The organism is Sphingobium sp. FG58 (assembly GCF_057809055.1).
The window spans coordinates 18,900-39,003 of sequence record NZ_JBMDJF010000014.1 but is presented as its reverse complement, the minus strand read 5'-3'; the positions used below and the strand labels follow the sequence as shown (position 1 = coordinate 39,003).

The window sequence follows — 20,104 nt, the reverse complement described above, 5'->3', positions numbered from 1 at the left end:
CGCCATGACGCTGATCCAGCCCCAGCCCGAACCGCACGGCATCGCGGGCGGGCAGGCGCTCTCCCAGGCGCAGACCCAGTTCTTCATCCCCGCGACCGCCTCGCTTCACGAACGCAGGCCGCGCACGCTCAAACATGGCGACAGCTTCGCCGTGTTCGACCATAGCGGTGACGCGATTTCCGGGCCGGGTAGCCCGGAAGGCCTCTACCATCGCGACACTCGCTATCTCTCGCACCTGTATCTTACGATCAACGGGATGCGCCCCATCCTGCTGAGTTCGGCGCTGCGCGACGACAATGCCATGCTGACATGCGATCTCGCCAATCCCGATTTCTTCGGGGAGGATGGCAAGGTTGCCGTGGAGCATGACCTGATCCACCTGCGCCGCACCCGCTTCCTATGGAAGGATGCACTGTACGAACGGATCACAATCCGCAATTTCGATACGGAAACGCGCCAGATCAGCATTGACCTGAGCTTTGCGGCGGACTTTGCCGACCTGTTCGAGATACGTGGCATGACGCGCTTGCGTCGCGGAGCCATGCGCGAGGCGCAGGTCGGGACGGCAGACGTCCTACTGGGCTATCTTGGGCGAGACGATCGTGAACGACAGACCCATCTGCACTTCGATCCTGTACCCAGCCAACTTACGGACAGCCATGCACGCTTCGACGTGACGGTGCTGCCTGGCCAGCGTTGCGCGCTGTTCACCCGCATAGGCTGTGGCCGGGTAGAAACCAGCGATGCGCTGCCCAAGCGATTCCTGAAGTCCCTGCGCGAAGCGATGCATGCGCTTGGGGTCGCACGCAAACGAGCGGCAGCCCTGCATTCGTCCAACGATCTGTTCAACGAAGTCGCGCGCCGATCCGTCGCTGACATATCCATGCTGTCCACCGATACCGAATTTGGCCCCTATCCCTATGCCGGCATCCCCTGGTTCAGCACGATATTCGGGCGTGACGCGATCATCACGGCGCTCGAAACCCTATGGATGGACCCGGCGATCAGCCGTGGCGTCCTGGGCTATCTGGCCGCGCATCAGGCGACCAGCTTTGATCCGGCGGCCGATGCAGAACCGGGAAAAATATTACATGAGGTGCGCCATGGCGAAATGGCCGAGCTGGGCGAAGTACCGTTCCGTCATTATTATGGCAGCATCGATTCCACCCCATTGTTCGTGATGCTGGCGGGTGCCTATCTCGAACGCACTGGCGACATTGCCTTTCTGAAAAGGATCCTGCCGAATATCGATGCGGCGCTCGGCTGGATCGACACGCATGGCGACCGCGATGGCGACGGATTTGTCGAATATGGCCGTCTGACTGACCAGGGCCTGCAAAATCAGGGCTGGAAGGACAGCCATGATTCCATCTTCCATGCCGACGGCAGCATCGCACGCGGCCCCATCGCTCTCGCCGAGGTTCAGGCCTATGTGTACGGCGCGTGGAAAGCGGCTGAGGCGCTGTTTGGCGCAGTTGGCGAAGATGAACGCGCAGCGGTGTATCGGGACCGTGCCGGACAATTGATCGACCGGTTCGACGCCGCCTTTTTCGACGCGGCACTTGGCACCTATGTGCTGGCGCTTGATGGCGACAAGCAGCCATGCCGGGTGCGGTCCTCCAACGCCGGACACGTCCTCTATACCGGGCTGGCACGGGAGGAACGCGCCGAAGCCGTGGTGCGTACGCTAATGGCACCAGCCTCCTTTTCCGGCTGGGGCGTTCGGACGATCGCTTCGACCGAAAAGCGGTACAATCCCATGAGCTATCATAACGGTTCGATCTGGCCGCATGACAATGCCCTGATTGCGGGCGGCTTTTCCCGTTATGGCTATCAGCGCGAAGCTGCCCAGATATTCGAGGGGCTGTTCGCCGCGGCGACCTATGTCGACATGATGCGCCTGCCCGAACTGTTCTGCGGCTTCCCGCGCCGCCGCTCTCAGGGGCCGACCTTCTATCCGGTTGCCTGTAGTCCGCAGGCATGGTCAGCCGCCGCGCCGCTGGCGCTGATCCAGTCGAGCCTCGGACTGCGGTTTGACGTCCCTGCGGCACAAATTTCGTTCCACAAACCCACCCTGCCGCATTTCCTCCAAAGCCTCACCATAAAGAGGCTGGGCATCGGCGCCGCGAAGGTCGATATCGCGTTTGACCGGATAGGCGATCAGGTTGTCGTCAAGCCGATGCCACATGGCAGCAACGCCCGAATAGCAACCATCGCCTGATTTCAATGCGCGCCCTTGTACAAATCCCATGATGGGAACCATCCTCATGGCCATACGCTGATAGGGCGGAGGTCGTTCATGTCCGCACGCGCATATTGGCAGGGTCAAATCAAGCTGGCGCTGGTTTCGATTCCGGTCGAAATTTACCCGGCTACCAAGTCCGGCCCTGCCATATCCTTTCGCCAGATCCACGAGCCTACTGGCAAGCCGATACATTATGACAAGGTGGTAAGCGGAGTCGGTCCGGTCGACCGGGACGAGATCTTCAAAGGGTATGAGATTTCCAGAGGCAATTATGTCCTGCTGGAGCAGGACGAGATTGAGTCGGTCAAGATTGAAAGCCGCAAGACGCTCGACCTCGTCCAATTTGTCGATGCCGATGCGATCGATGTGCTTTATTATGAGAAGCCCTATTTCGTCCTGCCCGCCGACGATCTGGCGGAGGAAGCCTATGCCGTGCTGCGCGACGCATTGCGGCAGACGAAGAAAGTCGGCCTCGGTCAATTGTCAGTGCGAGGGCGCGAGCAACTGGTGTCGTTGAAGCCATGCGGGCGCGGGCTGGTGCTGGAAGTGCTGCGCTATGCCGACGAGGTGACGAAGGCGCAGAGCTATTTTCGCGGACTTCCGGGCGAAAAGGCTGATCCCGACATGCTGGACCTGGCCGTCAGCATCATCGACAAGCGCACCGCGCCATTCAATCCGGAGGAATTTCACGACCGTTATGTCGATGCGCTCCACCGCCTGATCGAGAAGAAGAAAAAGGCCAAGGGCAAGCGGATCATCGAGGATGTCGATGATGAACCTGCGGGGCGAAAGGCGGGCAATGTCATCGACCTGATGGCCGCGCTGAAAAAATCCGCCGGGGCGGGCAAGAGCGCGACGTCGAAAACGGTCGATACGAAGGCGAAGCCCGGAACGAAAAGTAGGAAGGCGACCCCGACAAAGCGCAAGAGTGCCTGATGGCCAGCAAGGACGCCCTTGCCACCTATAACGCGAAACGCGATTTCGCCCGCACCCGCGAACCCAAGGGCCAGGTTGCGAAAAGCGCGGGCAACAGCTTCGTCGTGCAGAAACATGCCGCGACCCGGCTGCATTGGGATTTCCGGTTGGAGATTGATGGCGTCCTAAAAAGCTGGGCCGTCACAAAGGGGCCAAGCATCGACCCGGCCGACAAAAGGCTGGCAGTGCGGACGGAGGATCATCCGCTCGACTATGGCACGTTCGAGGGATCGATTCCCAAGGGAGAATATGGCGGCGGCACAGTGATGCTTTGGGATCGCGGCACATGGGAGCCGGTCGCGGGCAAGAGCGCCGCCGACATGAAGGACGGACACCTGCATTTCATCCTGCATGGAGAGCGGATGAAGGGAGAGTGGCTGCTGGTGCGGATGAAAGGGCGTCCCAAGGAGAAGCGCGAGAATTGGCTGTTGCGCAAGATCGACGACAAGGAGGCCGGATCGGGTGACGCGCTGGTCGAGCGTGCGCTGACCAGCGTACTAACGGATCGTTCCATGGCGCAGATCGAAGCTGACAAAGGCGGCGAACAGTCCCTCGCGGGGGTGAAAGGCAAAAGCTTCGCGGCCAAGATGGCGGCGGCGAAGGATCATAATGCCAAGGTCGGCGGCAAGCGGAAGGCCCGCGCCACGCCCTTGCCCCACTTCGTAAAACCACAACTGGCCACTTTGGTCGATGCTGTGCCGACCGGGAATGATTGGCTGCACGAGATCAAATATGACGGCTATCGCGCGCTGATCGCCGCGAGCGGAGCCAAGGTGACGCTCTTTACGCGGAACGGCTTGGACTGGACCGAAAAATTTACGCCGCTGACAAACGCGATCGCCGCGCTCGACCTGCCCCCTTGCCTGATAGACGGCGAAGTGGTGGCGCTGGACGGGAACGGCAATCCGGATTTCTCGACGCTTCAGAACATGCTGAAGCGCGGGCATGGTCAGGAGGATGCGGAACAGCCACTGCACCTGTTCGCCTTCGATCTCCTTTCGCTCGACGGACAGGATCTTAAAGGACTGACCACCATCGAACGCAAGGAGCGGCTCGCAGCGCTGCTAAGCATGGCCGAGCCGCCCATCCATGTCTCCGATCATATTCTGGGCGCCGGCGAGACATTGTTCCGGTCACTCTGCGAGGCGCGGCAGGAAGGCATCATCTCCAAGCGGGCCGATGCCCCCTATCGTGGCGCTCGAACGCGCAATTGGGTGAAGGTCAAATGCACCCGGCGGCAGGAATTCGTTCTTGTCGGATGGACAAAGAGCAATGCCAAGGGACGTCCTTTTGCATCCCTGCTGCTGGCGCAGCATGAAGGCAGGACACTAACCTACAAAGGCAAGGTCGGGACGGGCTTCGACAGCGCGACGATGGACGAACTGGCCAAGGCGATAGACTCGCTGGCCACGGACAAGCCCGCAGCCGACGTACCGAGCGCGGAGGCGCGCGGGGTGAACTGGATAAAGCCCAAGCTCGTCGCCGAAGTCGCTTTCGCCGAATTTACCGGCGATGGTCGCGTCCGTCATGGCAGCTTTCTTGGCCTGCGCGCAGACAAGCCGGCCGGGACGGTGAAACCGGAAAAGCCAGCACCGGCACCGGCTCCCCAGAGCGCAGTAAAGATAAGCAACCGCGATCGCATCATTTTCCCGGAAAGCGGCCAGACCAAGGGGGAGCTGGCGGACTATTATATGCGCATGGCGCCGCTGATGCTGCCTTTCGTCGCCAATCGACCGATCAGCCTGGTCCGCTGCCCGCAGGGGCGCGCGAAGAAATGCTTTTTCCAGAAACATGACAGCGGCGCCTTCGGCAAGGCGGTGCGCCAGGTGCCGATCCGGGAAAAGGATGGCGGATCAGAAGATTATATCTATGTCGAGAATGCCGACGGCCTGCTTGCCTGCGTCCAGATGGGGACGATAGAATTTCATGGCTGGGCCAGCAGAACCGACGATGTGGAACAGCCCGATCGGATGATCTTCGACCTCGACCCTGACGAGGGGCTGGACTTCGACAGGGTGAAGCAGGCAGCTATCGATATACGCGATCATCTCACCGACATCGGACTGGTCTCCTTCGCCATGCTTTCGGGGGGCAAGGGCGTGCATGTCGTCGTGCCGCTGACACCCGGCCATGATTGGGACACGCACAAGGATTTCGCGTCCCGCTTCGCCCAGGCCTTGAGCGCCGCCGAGCCTGAACGCTTCATCGCGACGATGAGCAAGGCCAAGCGCAAGGATCGCATCTTCGTCGACTGGCTGCGCAACCAGCGCGGCAGCACAGCCATCCTTCCCTATTCCGCCCGCGCCCGCCCCGGCGCACCCGTCGCCGTCCCGATCGGCTGGGACGAACTGCGCAAAATGAAGGACGCCCATCCCTTCTCGATCGAGGATCTCGAAACACTGCTGAAGCGGAATGCAGGGCTAAAAGGCTGGGGGTTCGCAACGCAGGCCCTGCCTGAAATTTAACCCGACTCCGACGCAACTGCCTTTGCACGCCGATCGGCCCGCCATTCTCTATTTTCAGAAGCGGACGCGATCGATGGAAAAGCTGACATCAAAATAAATCCTGGTCCATGTCACATCGCCCGGCGCCATCTCGTCATGAAGGTATCCAACAGCTATCAAAGGAACCGACCCATGAACGACCGTGCCAATGTCTATGCCGCCGGCGGACCTCTCTTCAAAGCCTGGTATGATCTATCGATGCAGGTAGAGAAATGCGGCCTGGAGAAAAGTCTGTTGGAACTGGTCAAAATCCGCGCGTCCCAGATCAACGGCTGCGCCAACTGCCTGAACATGCATACATCCGATGCGCGGAGGGCGGGAGAAACCGAACAGCGCATCCACTTGCTCAGCGCGTGGGAGGAGGCGCCATGCTATAGCCAGCGTGAACGGGCAGCGCTCGACTGGACCGATCATCTGACGCAGGTCGCCGCCCGGCGGGCGCCAGATGCCGTCTATGCCGCCCTGTCGGCCGAGTTCAGTGAGGAGGAGCAGGTGCAATTGACGCTGGCGATCAACGTCATCAACGGCTGGAACCGGCTGGCTGTCGGCTTCCACCTCTACAACCCCGCGCTCGGCTGGCCAGTGTGAACGACGAAGGCACCGAGAGCTTCCAGGGGCAGCGCGCGGCATTGCTGCGCGTCGCCTACCGGATGCTGGGCTCCATGGCCGATGCTGAGGATATCGTACAGGAGGCCTTCATACGCTGGTCGGAGACCGACAGGGGGGCCGTCCGCGTCCCGGCCGCTTTCCTCCGCCGCACGGTGACGCGCCTCTGTCTCGATCATCTCAAGTCCGCGCGGGTCCGGCGGGAGGACTATGTAGGTCCCTGGCTCCCGGAACCGATCGTAGAGGATGAGCCGGTGGAGGATATCACCCTTCCCCTCATGCTGGCGCTGCAGCGGCTTTCTCCACTCGAGCGGGCGGCGTTCCTTCTGCATGACGTGTTCGGGGACAGCTTCGACGATGTCGCCCGCTTGATCGGCCGGGATGCCGCGGCGTGCCGCCAGTTGGCCGCCCGCGCACGCGAGCATGTGCGGAGCGAAAGGCCGCGCTATCCTGTCGAGCGCGACCACGGCCTCGCCATCGCAGCCGCCTTTTTCGAAGCGTCCCGCGCGGGGGACGCAACCATGCTAAACGACCTTCTCGCCAGCGATGTCAGCTTCCATTCTGACGGCGGCGGCAAGCGTCCCGCTGCAGGGCGTATCCTCAAGGGTGCGCTGGAGGTCACGCGAGGCCTGTTGGCGATCTTCCGCTTGCGTCAGAGTGCCCCGAACCTGATCAGGCAGGCGTTCGTCAATGGCTTGCCCGGTTTTGTCACGCGGGAGGCAGATGGCATATTGCAGACGACCGCGCTTCTGATCGAGGACGATCGGGTGAAAGCCATTTATGTCATGCGTAATCCCGATAAGCTCCACCGCGTAGAAGCGCTGATACACTGATCGGAACCGCGCCTTCCTTGCCATTCAGCCGCCTGTTTTCGTCCCTCGAACCCGATTGTTCGGTACGCGACGTTGGGCTTAATGATCTGACCCAGAGCAGCGGATTGCGCTTAGGGACATGCCTGGGACAAAGAGAAGTCCGCCGCCCAATCCGCGGCTCGCTTAAGGCCGCCAAATGGGTAGAGATGTATGCGCACATCACCATGGAGCGCTGGGTCAAGCCGCGCCGATATTTCTGATAGCAGGCGATCGGGACCAGCCACTGTCATCAATTTGGTAATTGAGATCCCATATTTACGAAGGACTTTGGTCGATGCCCCTACGCCACACCGCGCTGCGAACCGCATCAGCGATTTCACTGAGGCGGGTCCCGGTACTCCCAACCGAATCGTCGAACTAATATCGCGCGCGCGGACTTCGGCAATCCAGCTTAGCATGGCCTCCGCGTCGAACGCGAACTGGGTGGTGATGATCGGCTCATGGCCTAGTTGACGAAGGACATGATGCTTCTCCACCAGCGCGCGCCACAACATTTCTGTTGAGATCTCGGGATGCCCTTCGGGATATCCGGCAATACCAACACGCCTCACCCCATAGGCCGCGAGCCGACCGGTGCGGATAAGATCGAGCGCATTGGTAAAAGGACCTTTCGGTTCGCAATCCCCCGCGACGACGAAACAGCGGTCGAGGCCCGCCTCGTGCGACAAGGCACTGAGATAGCCGTTCAGCTCTGCTTCGCTCGCGATCCGCCGCGCGGAAAGGTGCGGCACTGGCACGAAGCCAAGCTTGCGAACCAACGCCGCCGCAGCCACCCGGGCCGCCTCCCCCTCATTCGGAAGATAAGTTACCGAGACCGGAGTTTGCGGTCCGAGCATCGGCGCCGCTTCCCGCAGACTGTCGACGTCCTTGGCTGTCATCTCGATCGAGAAACGCTCTACCAGTTCGACGGCGCTCACCCTCTTACCGGCCTCTCTCGACTGCACCGGACTCACCACGTTCAGCCCTGCGCCTTGACGCGCCAGCCCCCTTCATATTCCTCCCGGGCAACCTTGGAATAGGGCACGGGTGAAACGACGGCGCGGACCTCCATCTGCTTGTGCCGCTCGACGGTGGTCTTACGCGTACCGCCTTCTTCTTCGCCCCAGACCACCCGCACTTCATCGCCAATGTTCACATCAGCATTGACGATGGCCAGGCTGAGGGCAGTCTTCTCGTTCCAGCTATAGCCTGTAAACATCGACAAACCGATCGACTTCCCATCGGCATCGAGTACGCGATCATAGTTGGAAGATGCATAATTTGCGAGCGGCAGGTCGAAGAATTTGAACGGCACATCGCTGCCATCAAACAACGAGGTGAATATTCGGGCGACATCTTCGCCGTTCCAGGCAAGCGTAACTTTGCGACGCGACGTTTCGGGAGCGATTCCTTCGAGCGCGGAGCGACCGATGAAGTCATGATCGAATTTCACGAAAGAACCATAGCCGATCTCGTAAGGCGTAACGTAGTAATCCTCGATGTTGGGTGATGTGAAGCTTCCTCCGATGCTGCCCGCCGCTTCGTAGCTGTCCGCACCGAGCCATTCACGGTAGGGCTTCAATTCGTCGCCCGTATAGATGGCAGGCAGTGGCGAGGCGATCCAGCCACTCTCAAGCGTGTTCGACGGATAAGTCCGGCTACCGACATGAACCAAGCCGAATTCCCGCCCTGCCTCCAAAATAGCCGCACGGATTTCGTCGCTCTCGTCATAGGGACCCCAGAGTTCCAAGCCCGGCGCGCCAGCCATCCCATGGCGCAAGGTACGAACCTTATGCCCTGCGATATTCATATAACCCATGTTGAAGAAATTAAGCTGCTCTACCTTGCCGCCGTTCAACTTCTCGATCACCGCCCAAGCGTTCGGCCCCTGGATCTGAAAGCGCCAGAATTTGCGACGCACCGGCTTCCCCATCGGGCGGGAAGGCGAGCGGTCGTCGCGTATCACCTCGACATCGTAACCACCGCGCTCGGCTTGGTAGGCAAGCCAGTTGGCTGCTGGCGCGCGACCGACGGACACGAATTCGTTTTCCGCAAGGTAGAATAGAACGCTGTCGCCAATGACATGACCAGAAGGACTCACTGCGACATATTGCTTGGCTTTTTCGGGAACGAAGCCTCTCATCGAGTTTACCGCTGTATCTGATATCAGACGCAGCGCGTCGGGACCCTTAATGAATAGATCTACCATGTGATGGGACTGATCGAAAAGCACTGCCGTCTCGCGCCAAGCGCGTTGCTCGTCACGCCAATTCGAGAATTCTGGAGCGACTACCGGATAGACATAGGCACCAATTTGCGAGTTCCGCAAAAGCTGGACTGCATTACCAGCCTGGTTCAGCACGTCTTCCAAACTCTTACGCTCGCCCATAAATCGTCCTCCCCATAAATTGTTTATCATGTGTAGTAATTAATCGGGCAGATGTCCACCCCTCAATGCTGTCGTAAGGCACTTTTGCGCTAGTCTTCGCCGAACAGCTGGTCGGGGTCCGCGATCGTCTCGACAAGCAGCGCCAATTCCGACAGCAGCGCTTCAAGGCGTTCCACGCCGAAGGCATCAGCATAGCGGTCCAGCATCGGCAAAGTTACGTGCGTCGTCCGGTCTACAAGCTCTCGGCCAGTCGCGGAAATTGTCACGATCGACCGCCGCGCATCCCGGACATCGAGATTGCGCGTTATCAGTTGCCGATGCTGCAATTCGCGGAGGATGCGGGTCACGCTCGGCGCCCGCAAAAGAGCGCCGCTGGCGATAGTGGAAAGATCGATGGCGCCTTGATCGATGAGAACGCGCAATACACGCCACTGCTGCTCGGAGATGCCGGCTTCACGAAGAATCGGTCGGATCGGCGCCGTCACCGCTTCGCGTGCGGCCAGGAGACGACCCGCAAGCGACCTGCGATAGGGTGGTAGTTGCCGAGAAACCGTCACCGTGCGTGACCTCGCACCGAGGGAAAGGTGAATCTCGGCACGATCGTCATTCTATTCTCCTGGATCAGCCGCGTTTGGTGGGCAATCGCGGCGAAGGCTGACCCATATCTCTGTCCGTCACACGTATTACTGATGTGCCACCTGTATCTTTGACCGCCCTGGCCTTAAGGCCGACCTTTATTATCGCGGATGAACTCGTCGAGCAAGCCCGCCGCCCTTGTGCGATCGAGGGGAATTGCGACCGCATGGGCGATCGTGGCAACACTGCCCGGAAGGATGCGCATGTCGTCGCGGCCCAGAATGACGCGATCAAGTATCTGCCGCACGGCCACCAATATATCGAGACGCTCGCGTTCGAAACCTGCAATAGATTCGGCGGGGTTATCGAAAGGCACTCTAGTGGCGTGGCGCAACGTCCGTTGGAGGATCAAGTCATAGGCTGCGCCCTTGCTTGAAGCAATTAGCAGGCCCGGAGTATCGATTTCCGCCGCCGCAGAAAGCTGCGAATACGACCAGACCACCGCAGCCGCTTCGATCGCAAGATACGGCGCCGTAAAATGAAACATCGCAGCACGTGCGGGGTCTATTGCGAGGAACGCCACATCCCACACATTGCCAGACCGCGCCGCTTCGATGACCTCCCCCGCAGATCTGTATCGCAGGAACTCGATCGGCAACCCCGTCCAAGCTGCCAGTTGCTTGGCCAGATCTGGCGCGGGTCCGCTCAGATGAGCGTTTGCCATGCTGACCGTAGCCGCATTCCCCATGTTCAGTGCGACACGGATCACGCCGTTCGGGGCGAGTTGCTCCAACGCTGCCCGGCGCGCAACCTGACAGTCAATCATGCGGCCCGGAACCGGCGGACCAGCGCGTCGGCCGCGCGCGCCAACAAGCCAACATCCACTCCGACCGCGGTGAAGCAGGTTCCCAGAGCAATACAGCGTTCGGCGAAGGCCGGGTCGCCTGTCAGGATGCCGGACGGCTTCCCCATCGCCGCTACTCGCTGGATCGCGTCTTCTACCGCGCCAACCACGGTCGGGTGGCTCAGGTCGCCAATATGCCCCAGGCTGGCAGCCAGATCGCCGGGGCCAATGAAAACACCATCGACTCCGTCCACCGCTGCAATATCCTCCAGCGCATCCAAGCCTTCCCGGGTTTCAATCTGCACCAGCAGGCATGTTTCGTCGGCCGCTTTGCTGGCATAGCCCTCGACCCGCCCAAACCCTGTCGCGCGCGTCAGGGCCGACACGCCGCGAATGCCGCCCGGCGGGTATCGGACCGCCGCGACCGCTGCTCGTGCCTCCTGTGCGCATTGGACATAGGGAATGAGCAGGGTCTGCGCACCGATATCAAGAAATCGCTTGATCAACACGGGATCGTTGCTGGCAGGGCGGACGACCGGCGAAACATCGGGGAACCCCGACAGCGCTTGAAGCTGCGGCAACACGGTGAGGACGTCCGCGGGCGAGTGTTCGGTGTCGAGCAGCAGCCAGTCGAAGCCGGCGCCCGCAACCGCCTCCGCCGCGAAGGCGGTGGACAGTGTGGACCATAACCCGATCTGCTGGCGACCTTCACCGATCGCGCGCTTGAACCGGTTGGCGGGCATGGGCATCATCGAAACGATACCCCGATCGCACCAAGATGCCCGTAGTCGACCTGGATGGAGTCGCCAGCGGCAATGTCAACGGGTCGGGTGAACGATCCGCCGAGGACGATCTGGCCTTTTTTGAGACCAGCGCCAACCGCGTGCAGCTTGTTCACAAGCCATGCCACTCCAGCCGCCGGGTGTCCCATCACCGCAGCCGATACCCCGGATTCTTCGATGATTCCGTTTTTTGATAATGTTGCGCCGATCCAGCGGATATCGACGTCATAGGGGCGTACCGGACGCCCGCCGACCACGATCGCGCCGAATGCCGCGTTGTCCGCAATCGTGTCGACAATGTCGCGGGGGACCTCCGTTCGGTAGTCGATAATTTCCAGCGCTGGAACGACCACTTCGGTGGCGCGCAGGACATCATATATGCGCTTGCCGGGACCCTCCAGATCCTCCGCCATGATGAACGCCAATTCCACCTCAAGGCGTGGTTTCAGGAAGTCCGACGCCGCAATGACCGCACCATCATTGTAGAACGCATCGTCAAGAATCCGGCCATAGTCTGGCTCGGTCATCTTGGACGCCATCTGCATCGCGCGGCTGGTCAACCCGATCTTGTGTCCAGCCAGTTTGGCACCTTTCGCGAAGCGAGCCTCCGCCCACAAATCCTGCACTCGATAGGCATCCTCGATGCCCATATTCGGGAACAGCCTGGATAGTTGCGGGGTCGGCACCTTGCTGGTCTCGGCATGCAGTATTGCATCTGCAGCCTGTCGGATTTCATCCTCGGTCAGCACAATTGGTCTCCTTGTTCGTTTCGCCGGCCTTATTTGATGGGCGCGCGAGGAAGCACGGTATCACCAGCTTCCATCACATAAGTGTAGTCGAGCGAGTACCAGGGCGCGGTCACCGAAGAATCGCTTGGATGCGGATCGTCATGACGCAGATAATTTCCCATTGTCGCTTCGGTAACGCCGAACTGCACATCTGTTTCAATATGCGGATCGGCAGGGTCGTAGACCTGGCTGATCAGCACCTTATATCCCTGCTTGAGAATCAGCGCGTGAAGGTGAGCTGGACGATATGGGTGACGGCCCTGCGCCGTCAGTAGTCGGCCTACCACGCCATCCATCGGAACCGGATAGCCGCTCATCTTGACGGTCGTTAGCCAGAAATGCCCATCTTCATCAGTCGTAAACTTGCCGCGCAAATTCATCTCGGCCTGCTCTGGGTCCTGGTTCTCATAGAAGCCGACCGGTGAGGCATGCCAGATGTCAACCTCCGCACCCGCGATCGGCGCGCCTGTCACATCGACGACGCGTCCGGTCACAAACAAGGGCGCCCCGTGCGTGTGCGAACGAACAATGGAGCCTCCGTTCTCCGTCCGAGGCGAACTCATTCGCCAGAACGGTCCAAGCAAATTCTGCGACGTTTCCTGCTTGCCCATTTCGCCATTGTTGAGCAGACAGACGAGAGTGGACACTCCAAGTGATCCGGCCATAAGAACTGGCTCATTATGAGAATCGCTCGTCAGCTTCCCCATTTCGTTGATAATGGCTGTCGCTTCGCGAAATTCACGTTCCGACAATCGCACGTCACGGACAAAGCCATGAAGGTGCTTGATCAGAGACACCATGATTTCACGAAGCCGGGGATCGGCAGTGCGCTCCATAACCGCCAACACCGCCGGCGTGACATCGCTCTCATATTTAATCATCGCTATTCTCCTTGTTGATACCGATCAACGCATTTGCGTGTCGCTATTCTGATGCGAGCGCCGGCGGAGGCGTTTGCAATTGCAGCGGGCTTTACCAACGACACATCGACCATGCGTACGCCGGGTTGCCTGAGACACTCCTCGGCCAAACGACGCGCAAAGGTCTCGACCAGCGCAATATGCCTTTGGGCAAGCGACCGAGCGAGATCGGCGATGACTGTGTAATCCAGCGTCTGCTCAAGCCGATCCTCGGTAGGCGGATCAACCTCGGCCTCAACATTCACAATCAGCGATTGGAGGTTGTTTCGTTCGTGACTGTAAACTCCGATACTGGCCTCCAGAAGGAGCCCGGCAAGCGACACGAAGCAGCGCGTGCGGTCCGCCTGATCGTGTCCGAATGCGGTTCCAGGTTCCAAGACGGTCATCAAGCCGCCTGCGCTCGAAGCGCCGCGTAAACAATGTTTTCCAGCAAGCGGGCCATGCTCATTGGTCCAACGCCTCCCGGAACCGGCGTGATGGCCGCAGCCTGAGACATTTCCTCCCGCCTAACGTCCCCAGCTATTCTGGTCTGGCCATCGCGTAGGATATGGTTGATACCAACATTGATCGCCATCGCGCCTGGCTTCACCCAGTCGCCCAGCGCCAGATGCTGTCCGTCGATCAGGTAGGCCATCAGCCTTCGCTCCCTATCCGAATACGATGGTACGGCCACCACTCAACAGGACACGGTCCTGCAAGTGGTAACTGACGGCGCGCGCCAATACCCGCCGCTCGATGTCACGCCCCTTGCGAACGAGATCTTCAGGGGTGTCGGTATGACTGATCTGCTCAACATCCTGCGCGATGATCGGACCTTCATCGAGATCGCCAGTCACATAATGCGCTGTCGCGCCGATCATTTTTACGCCCCGCGCAAAGGCTTGGTGGTAGGGCTTCGCCCCCTTGAAACCGGGCAAAAAGCTGTGATGAATGTTGATGCATCGCCCGGACAGGAATTCGGCGAGGTCATCCGATAGAATTTGCATATAGCGCGCCAGAACGACGAGGTCCGCCTTGGACGTTTCTACGATCGCCTTTATTTCTGCTTCCTGCTGCGCCTTGCTATCCTTCGTGACCGGCAGATAATGAAATTCGAAGGGATCGAGCAGTGACACCTTCAACAATTCGCGCGGGTGGTTGGAGATAATCCCCACGACGTTCATCGGCAGTTCGCCAATGCGATGGCGGTAAAGCAAGTCGCCTAGACAATGGTCAAACTTGGAAACCAGTAAGAGAACATTTTTGGCACGGCTGGCGAGGCTGATTTTCCACACAAAGCCACGTGAGCGAGCAAGTTCCGCAAACGCATCGGCGAAAGCGGACGCTGCGTCCGCCTCCGCGTCATATACCACGCGCATGAAAAAACGCCCGGTACTCGCTTCGTCGAATTGCTGGGCCTCTACGATATTGCCACCCGCCGCAGCCAACGCCCCGGCAACCGCCGCGACCAGCCCAGGTCTGTTTTCACACGACATTGTCAAGATATAGCGCGCTATCACCAAAGCCTCCCCGTCAACCAAGATTACCATATACTTAACATGTTCATCAATTTCAACCCGACGGTTATATAATGCCAACCTCCTGTGATGCTGACAGACGTAGGGGATTCCCAAAGCGGCGAATTCTGCATCAATGGCGGCCGGTGGGAGGGCTGGCGACTGATTGGTCTTGCGCGGTGGCTATATGACGAATTCGGGGTTTCCCTGACGGAAACGGCCGTGGGGCTATGCTAAAAAGCTCGAAGCACTGGGCGACCCCCAACATGATATCATGAAGAGGCGCTCGAGATCCTCGGTGATGACCACGACCCTAATACCAAGCCTGGCATCCCTCTGGCGAGAAAAAGCTGGAAGCGGTCGCGAAAAAATGGGCGCCCCGGACACGCCGGAAAAGGTGATAGGGTGCGTCAACGCCATTTTCCGTCGACGCTTAGAGGAAGCCGCCCGACATCATGTCATCGCCGCGCGGTTCGAAGCAGAGGCCAGTACAAATCCAGTCGAAGCGGTTCAGGAAATCCTGTCGCCGTTCCGACCTGGACGCGCCGCACAGCAGCGATCGATCACGGTGCGATAGGCCGGAGGGTTGTTGTATAGCATGATCGGCAGGCCGGTGTGGTCGGCAACGCCCTTGAAAGATGCGATTCTTGAGAGGTGCAGGTCGTCGATAACATCAACGGCGCAAAGCAAAACTTCATCGTTTATCGTTCTAAAAAATAGAAAAGTAAGGACAGAATTATCCTACTGTTTTGATGCAATGCCGAGCGTTAGAGCTGCATCCACGGCCGGAGCAAACCAGAGCTGCCCTTCAAAACGGAGACATATCATGACCATCATCGCCACCCCTTCCCCCGGCAAGTCCCTGATTTCCGCCAATGATCACACGCTGATCATGATCGACTTCCAGTCGCAGATGGCCTTCGCCACCAAGTCCATATCCACTGAACTGTTGCGCAACAACGCCGCGCTGGTCGCCAACGCCGCCGCCGGCTTCAATGTCTCCACCATCCTGACCACCGTCGCCGTCGACAGCTTCTCCGGCCCGATGTTCAGCGAGATTACCGACGCCTTTCCCGGCCAGACGCTGCTCGACCGCACGTCGATGAATACCTGGGAGGACGCTGCTGTCATCGACGAGGTCAACCGCATCGGCAAAGAGCGTGTGATCTTCGCAGGCCTGTGGACATCGGTCTGCATAGTCGGCCCCGTCGCCTCGGCCATCGACCAGGGTTTCGACGTCTATTTCATCGCGGATGCCTGTGGCGACATTTCAGAGGAAGCGCATGAGCGGGCCGTCGAACGCATGATCCAGCTTGGCGCTAAGCCAATGACCTCGCTCCAATATCTGCTCGAACTGCAGCGCGACTGGGCGCGGACCGAAACCTACGACATGACCACCGGTATCGCGAAGAAATGGGGCGGCGCTTACGGCCTGGGCATCACATACGCCAAGACGATGTTCAACGCATCGGAATCGCACTGATCCGGTTCGGGCGGCCGGGGCTGATCCCGGCCGTCCCTTTCCCACTGTCTGCAAAGGAATTTTCCATGAGCAACTTCGTTACCACCACCGATGGCATTGACATCTTCTACAAGGACTGGGGCAGTAAGGACGCCCAACCCATCATGTTCCATCATGGCTGGCCGCTCTCGTCGGACGATTGGGACGCGCAGATGCTGTTCTTCCTGTCAAAAGGCTTCCGCGTCGTTGCGCATGACCGCCGCGGGCACGGTCGCTCCGCCCAGGTCGATTCCGGCCATGACATGGCCCATTATGCCGCTGACGCCGCCGCGGTCGCGCAGCATCTGGACCTTCGCAACGCCATCCATATCGGCCATTCGACCGGCGGCGGCGAAGTCGCCGCCTATGTCGCCCGTCATGGCTTGCCGCAGGGCCGGGTGGCCAAGGCTGTGCTGGTCAGCGCGGTGCCGCCGATCATGCTGAAGACTGATCGCTATCCGGACGGCCTGCCGATGGATGTGTTCGACGGCCTGCGTGCCGGCCTCGCCGCCAATCGGGCGCAATTCTTCCGCGATGTCGCTGCTGGTCCCTTCTACGGGTTCAATCGCGAAGGCGCGGACGTGAAACCTGCCATCATCGACAATTGGTGGCGTCAGGGGATGATGGGTAGTGCGCTTGCCCATTATGAAGGGATCAAGGCCTTCTCCGAGACCGACCAGACCGATGATCTGAAGGTCATCACCGTGCCTACCCTGGTGCTGCATGGGGATGACGATCAGGTCGTGCCTTATCGGAACGCCGGGGTCCTTCAGGCCGAAATCCTGCCGAACGCAAAGCTCAAAATCTACGAAGGGTATTCGCACGGCATGTTGACCGTGAATGCAGACGTGCTCAACGCTGACATCCTCGCCTTCATCCAGTCCTGAGCCAAGACAAGGGAGAAGGGACATGAGAGCCTATTTTTTTGCGCTGGGCGCCGGGCTGATCGTCGGCATCGTCTATAGCCTGTTGGGTGTCCGTTCTCCCGCTCCGCCGGTTATCGCACTGGTCGGACTGGCAGGGATATTGCTGGGCGAACAGCTGATCCCGATCGCAAAGCGCCTCGCCACCTTGCCCGAACTGACCCGTTTCGTGGCGACCGATTGCGCCCCTCATGTGCTGGGCGACCTGCCCGACAACCGGAGCCGCGACGCATGATGACCCGCAGACAGGCGCTTGCCAGTGCCGCCAGCCTCCCCCTTATTAGCGCACCGGAGTGTTTCGCCATGACCCCGACCGACCTCATTCTCATCAATGCCAAGGTCACGACGCTTGACCGCGAGAATCCGATGGCTGAGGCCGTCGCGATAAGAGGCGGCAAGTTCCTGGCCGTGGGGAGCGAGCAGGAGGTTCGCGCCGCCGCCGCCCCGGATGCAACCGTCATCGATGCGAAGGGCCGCCGCCTGATCCCCGGCCTGATCGACAGCCATATCCACGTCATCCGCGGCGGTTTGAATTATAATATGGAGCTGCGCTGGGAAGGGGTGCCGAGTCTGTCCGAAGCGATGGCGATGCTCAAGCGCCAGGCGGAAAATACCCCGCCGCCCCAATGGCTCCGCGTGGTTGGCGGGTTCACTGAACATCAGTTCGCCGAAAAGCGCCTGCCCACTATCGCGGAGTTCAACGCCGCCGCGCCCGACACGCCGGTGTTCATCCTGCACCTCTATGATCGCGCGCTGCTCAACGCCGCTGCGTTGCGCGCCGTCGGCTATACCAAGGACACGCCCAACCCGCCGGGCGGCGAGATTGTGCGCGATGTGCAGGGCAATCCCACCGGGCTGCTGCTGGCCCAGCCTAATGCGACGATCCTCTATTCGACGCTCGCCAAGGGGCCGAAGCTTCCCCCGGACTATCAGCTCAACAGCACCAAACATTTCATGCGCGAGTTGAATTCGCTTGGCGTGACCAGCGTCATTGACGCAGGTGGCGGATCGCAAAATTATCCCGATGATTATGCGGTGATCGACAAGCTGCACAAGGATGGCGAACTCACCCTGCGCATCGCCTACAACCTCTTCACCCAGAAGCCCAAGGAAGAGCTGAAGGATTTTGCGAGCTGGTCGACCCAGATCAAGCCGGGTGACGGTGACGACAGCTATCGTCACAATGGCGCGGGCGAAATGCTGGTCTATTCCGCCGCCGATTTCGAGGATTTCCGCGTCGCCCGGCCGGATATGGTCCCGGAGATGGAAGGCGATCTGGAACCGGTCATCCGGCTGCTGGCCGAGCGCCGCTGGCCATGGCGGCTGCACGCCACCTATGACCAGACGATATCCCGCGCGCTCGACGTGTTCGAGAAGGTGAACAAGGATATTCCGCTTGCAGGGCTCAACTGGTTCTTCGACCATGCCGAAACGATCAGCGATCGCAATATCGACCGGATCGCAGCCTTGGGCGGCGGTATTGCGGTACAGCATCGGATGGCGTTTCAGGGCGAATATTTCGTCGAGCGCTATGGCGCAAAAGCCGCCGAGGCCACGCCACCGATCAAGAAGATGATGGCAGCGGGCGTACCCGTGGGCGCCGGCACCGACGCCACCCGTGTCGCCAGCTATAATCCATGGGTTTCGCTGTCCTGGCTGGTCACGTCGAAAACAGTCGGCGGCCTGACTCTTTATCCCGTCCGCAACCGGCTCGACCGCGAAACGGCGTTGCGCCTTTGGACCGAGCGCAACACCTGGTTCTCCAACGAGGTGGGCAAAAAGGGACAGATCAAAGCGGGGCAACTGGCCGACCTCGCGCTGCTATCCGACGATTATTTCAGCGTGGCGGAGGACGAAATCGCGCATCTGCGTTCGGTCCTGACCGTGCTGGGTGGCAAGATCGTCTATGGCGAGGGTGATTTTGGCCAGTTGGCACCGGTTGCGCCCAAGGCGATGCCCGACTGGTCGCCGGTCGCGACCTTCGGCGGCCATTATCGCCGCGACGAAACGGCGCAGAAGCTGGCTTTGGCTTGCGGTTGCGCCGCGTCGTGCAATGTCCACGGCCACGACCATGCCGCCGCATTGGGTGCCAAAGTGCCGGCCGCCGATGTCCAGAGCTTCTGGGGATCGCTCGGCTGCGGCTGCTGGGCCGTCTGACGCCTAAACGCGCCCCTCCCCGGAATGGGAGGGGCCAAGGAAGCCAACCCATTCCCGTCAACGTGCCGTGCATCAATGCGGCGCGAACGGAGGAGAATTACCATGCCGATCGACAATCCCCGCTTCGTCGCCGTCCTTCTTGATTGGCCCGGCACCGCTTTCCTGGCCCGCGTTGCGCTGACCGGCCCTTATCTGCTGGGCGGTATCATGAAACTGGCCAACTGGCAGGGCGCGATTGCGGAGCAGGCGCATTTCGGGATGCAGCCAGCCGCACTGTTCGCCGCCGCGACGATCGCTGTGGAACTGATCGGCCCAGCCCTGATCCTGCTGGACCGGCTTGCTTGGTTGGGTGCCGGGATGTTGGGCCTTTTCACACTGCTGGCGGCGATGGTCGCCAACGCCTTCTGGACGATGCCAATCTCCGGGCAGGAGCAGGATCGCTTCATGGCGACGAACGCCTTTTTCGAGCATCTGGGTCTGGTCGGTGGGTTCGTGCTGGTCGCCATCCTCTCGCCCCGCCGGCGGCGTGCGCGTGCGTAGCCTGCTG

The 20,104-nt window shown here is 60.1% G+C and carries 20 protein-coding genes and 1 pseudogene; 10 read left to right on the top strand and 11 right to left on the bottom strand.

What is annotated here, in order from left to right; all coding sequences use genetic code 11:
• Positions 1-4: 4 nt before the first annotated feature.
• The 5 genes from ACODR8_RS15060 to ACODR8_RS15040 all read left to right on the top strand — a co-directional run bounded on the left by ACODR8_RS15060 (position 5) and on the right by ACODR8_RS15040 (position 7,163).
• Positions 5-2,221, top strand: coding sequence for an amylo-alpha-1,6-glucosidase (locus tag ACODR8_RS15060; RefSeq protein ID WP_489008014.1), 2,217 nt, complete (start codon positions 5-7; stop codon positions 2,219-2,221).
• Between the two features lie 78 nt (positions 2,222-2,299).
• Complete coding sequence (gene ku / locus ACODR8_RS15055; protein ID WP_489008013.1) at positions 2,300-3,181, top strand: non-homologous end joining protein Ku; 882 nt, start codon at positions 2,300-2,302, stop codon at positions 3,179-3,181.
• Positions 3,181-5,685, top strand: a complete 2,505-nt coding sequence (gene ligD, locus ACODR8_RS15050; protein ID WP_489008012.1) for a DNA ligase D — start codon at positions 3,181-3,183, stop codon at positions 5,683-5,685. The genes ku and ligD overlap by 1 nt, the downstream gene beginning before the upstream one ends.
• Before the next feature lie 171 nt (positions 5,686-5,856).
• Entirely contained in the window at positions 5,857-6,312 is a 456-nt protein-coding gene (locus ACODR8_RS15045) for a carboxymuconolactone decarboxylase family protein (protein ID WP_489008011.1), read from the top strand.
• Complete coding sequence (locus ACODR8_RS15040) at positions 6,309-7,163, top strand: sigma-70 family RNA polymerase sigma factor (protein ID WP_489008010.1); 855 nt, start codon at positions 6,309-6,311, stop codon at positions 7,161-7,163. Before ACODR8_RS15045 ends, ACODR8_RS15040 begins: the two co-directional genes overlap by 4 nt.
• A gap of 110 nt (positions 7,164-7,273) precedes the next feature.
• Here ACODR8_RS15040 and ACODR8_RS15035 read toward each other — a convergent pair whose 3' ends face one another.
• From ACODR8_RS15035 to ACODR8_RS14985, 11 genes and pseudogenes are all read right to left on the bottom strand, one after another.
• On the bottom strand, positions 7,274-8,119 hold the full coding sequence (locus tag ACODR8_RS15035; RefSeq protein ID WP_489008009.1) for a methylenetetrahydrofolate reductase: 846 nt from the start codon (positions 8,117-8,119) through the stop codon (positions 7,274-7,276).
• A gap of 41 nt (positions 8,120-8,160) precedes the next feature.
• A complete protein-coding gene (gene ligM / locus ACODR8_RS15030) occupies positions 8,161-9,570 on the bottom strand; it encodes a vanillate/3-O-methylgallate O-demethylase (RefSeq protein WP_489008008.1) in 1,410 nt (469 codons plus the stop codon).
• 89 nt (positions 9,571-9,659) lie between these two features.
• The gene (locus ACODR8_RS15025; protein ID WP_489008007.1) at positions 9,660-10,055 is read right to left on the bottom strand and encodes a MarR family transcriptional regulator; all 396 of its coding nucleotides are present in this window, start codon (positions 10,053-10,055) and stop codon (positions 9,660-9,662) included.
• Between the two features lie 236 nt (positions 10,056-10,291).
• Complete coding sequence (locus tag ACODR8_RS15020; RefSeq protein WP_489008006.1) at positions 10,292-10,939, bottom strand: transporter substrate-binding domain-containing protein; 648 nt, start codon at positions 10,937-10,939, stop codon at positions 10,292-10,294.
• Between the two features lie 29 nt (positions 10,940-10,968).
• Positions 10,969-11,742, bottom strand: a complete 774-nt coding sequence (locus ACODR8_RS15015; RefSeq protein WP_489008005.1) for an aldolase/citrate lyase family protein — start codon at positions 11,740-11,742, stop codon at positions 10,969-10,971.
• Positions 11,739-12,521 (bottom strand): 2-oxo-hept-4-ene-1,7-dioate hydratase, encoded by a 783-nt coding sequence (gene hpaH / locus ACODR8_RS15010; protein ID WP_489008004.1) that lies wholly within the window; start codon positions 12,519-12,521, stop codon positions 11,739-11,741. Before hpaH ends, ACODR8_RS15015 begins: the two co-directional genes overlap by 4 nt.
• A 29-nt stretch (positions 12,522-12,550) precedes the next feature.
• A complete protein-coding gene (locus ACODR8_RS15005) occupies positions 12,551-13,441 on the bottom strand; it encodes a dioxygenase family protein (RefSeq protein WP_489008003.1) in 891 nt (296 codons plus the stop codon).
• Between the two features lie 2 nt (positions 13,442-13,443).
• Positions 13,444-13,866 carry a dihydroneopterin aldolase gene (locus tag ACODR8_RS15000; RefSeq protein ID WP_489008002.1) on the bottom strand — a complete coding sequence of 141 codons (423 nt, stop codon included), beginning with the start codon at positions 13,864-13,866 and terminating at the stop codon, positions 13,444-13,446.
• On the bottom strand, positions 13,866-14,114 hold the full coding sequence (locus tag ACODR8_RS14995) for a Rossmann-fold NAD(P)-binding domain-containing protein (protein WP_489008001.1): 249 nt from the start codon (positions 14,112-14,114) through the stop codon (positions 13,866-13,868). Before ACODR8_RS14995 ends, ACODR8_RS15000 begins: the two co-directional genes overlap by 1 nt.
• Positions 14,115-14,127: 13 nt before the next feature.
• On the bottom strand, positions 14,128-14,955 hold the full coding sequence (gene purU / locus ACODR8_RS14990; RefSeq protein ID WP_489008058.1) for a formyltetrahydrofolate deformylase: 828 nt from the start codon (positions 14,953-14,955) through the stop codon (positions 14,128-14,130).
• Positions 14,956-15,412: 457 nt separating this feature from the next.
• Positions 15,413-15,571 (bottom strand): annotated as a pseudogene (locus tag ACODR8_RS14985) (4-hydroxyproline epimerase); the annotation flags it as partial.
• Positions 15,572-15,802: 231 nt separating this feature from the next.
• Here ACODR8_RS14985 and ACODR8_RS14980 point away from each other — a divergent pair.
• The 5 genes from ACODR8_RS14980 to ACODR8_RS14960 all read left to right on the top strand — a co-directional run bounded on the left by ACODR8_RS14980 (position 15,803) and on the right by ACODR8_RS14960 (position 20,097).
• The gene (locus ACODR8_RS14980; RefSeq protein ID WP_489008000.1) at positions 15,803-16,459 is read left to right on the top strand and encodes an isochorismatase family protein; all 657 of its coding nucleotides are present in this window, start codon (positions 15,803-15,805) and stop codon (positions 16,457-16,459) included.
• Positions 16,460-16,524: 65 nt separating this feature from the next.
• Positions 16,525-17,364 (top strand): alpha/beta fold hydrolase, encoded by an 840-nt coding sequence (locus ACODR8_RS14975; RefSeq protein WP_489007999.1) that lies wholly within the window; start codon positions 16,525-16,527, stop codon positions 17,362-17,364.
• Positions 17,365-17,386: 22 nt separating this feature from the next.
• Positions 17,387-17,635 carry a XapX domain-containing protein gene (locus tag ACODR8_RS14970; RefSeq protein ID WP_489007998.1) on the top strand — a complete coding sequence of 83 codons (249 nt, stop codon included), beginning with the start codon at positions 17,387-17,389 and terminating at the stop codon, positions 17,633-17,635.
• Positions 17,632-19,557, top strand: a complete 1,926-nt coding sequence (locus ACODR8_RS14965; RefSeq protein WP_489007997.1) for an amidohydrolase — start codon at positions 17,632-17,634, stop codon at positions 19,555-19,557. Before ACODR8_RS14970 ends, ACODR8_RS14965 begins: the two co-directional genes overlap by 4 nt.
• Before the next feature lie 102 nt (positions 19,558-19,659).
• Positions 19,660-20,097 carry a DoxX family protein gene (locus ACODR8_RS14960; RefSeq protein ID WP_489007996.1) on the top strand — a complete coding sequence of 146 codons (438 nt, stop codon included), beginning with the start codon at positions 19,660-19,662 and terminating at the stop codon, positions 20,095-20,097.
• Positions 20,098-20,104 lie beyond the last annotated feature (7 nt).

What these genes read in the sequence shown, in the direction of transcription:
- ACODR8_RS15060 (WP_489008014.1), top strand. Translation starts at nt 5, where the DNA reads ATGACGCTGATCCAGCCCCAGCCCGAACCGCACGGCATCGCGGGCGGG.
- ku (WP_489008013.1), top strand. Translation starts at nt 2,300, where the DNA reads ATGTCCGCACGCGCATATTGGCAGGGTCAAATCAAGCTGGCGCTGGTT.
- ligD (WP_489008012.1), top strand. Translation starts at nt 3,181, where the DNA reads ATGGCCAGCAAGGACGCCCTTGCCACCTATAACGCGAAACGCGATTTC.
- ACODR8_RS15045 (WP_489008011.1), top strand. Translation starts at nt 5,857, where the DNA reads ATGAACGACCGTGCCAATGTCTATGCCGCCGGCGGACCTCTCTTCAAA.
- ligM (WP_489008008.1), bottom strand. Translation starts at nt 9,570, where the DNA reads ATGGGCGAGCGTAAGAGTTTGGAAGACGTGCTGAACCAGGCTGGTAAT.
- ACODR8_RS15015 (WP_489008005.1), bottom strand. Translation starts at nt 11,742, where the DNA reads ATGATGCCCATGCCCGCCAACCGGTTCAAGCGCGCGATCGGTGAAGGT.
- ACODR8_RS15005 (WP_489008003.1), bottom strand. Translation starts at nt 13,441, where the DNA reads ATGATTAAATATGAGAGCGATGTCACGCCGGCGGTGTTGGCGGTTATG.
- ACODR8_RS15000 (WP_489008002.1), bottom strand. Translation starts at nt 13,866, where the DNA reads ATGACCGTCTTGGAACCTGGAACCGCATTCGGACACGATCAGGCGGAC.
- ACODR8_RS14995 (WP_489008001.1), bottom strand. Translation starts at nt 14,114, where the DNA reads ATGGCCTACCTGATCGACGGACAGCATCTGGCGCTGGGCGACTGGGTG.
- purU (WP_489008058.1), bottom strand. Translation starts at nt 14,955, where the DNA reads ATGTCGTGTGAAAACAGACCTGGGCTGGTCGCGGCGGTTGCCGGGGCG.
- ACODR8_RS14980 (WP_489008000.1), top strand. Translation starts at nt 15,803, where the DNA reads ATGACCATCATCGCCACCCCTTCCCCCGGCAAGTCCCTGATTTCCGCC.
- ACODR8_RS14975 (WP_489007999.1), top strand. Translation starts at nt 16,525, where the DNA reads ATGAGCAACTTCGTTACCACCACCGATGGCATTGACATCTTCTACAAG.
- ACODR8_RS14970 (WP_489007998.1), top strand. Translation starts at nt 17,387, where the DNA reads ATGAGAGCCTATTTTTTTGCGCTGGGCGCCGGGCTGATCGTCGGCATC.
- ACODR8_RS14965 (WP_489007997.1), top strand. Translation starts at nt 17,632, where the DNA reads ATGATGACCCGCAGACAGGCGCTTGCCAGTGCCGCCAGCCTCCCCCTT.
- ACODR8_RS14960 (WP_489007996.1), top strand. Translation starts at nt 19,660, where the DNA reads ATGCCGATCGACAATCCCCGCTTCGTCGCCGTCCTTCTTGATTGGCCC.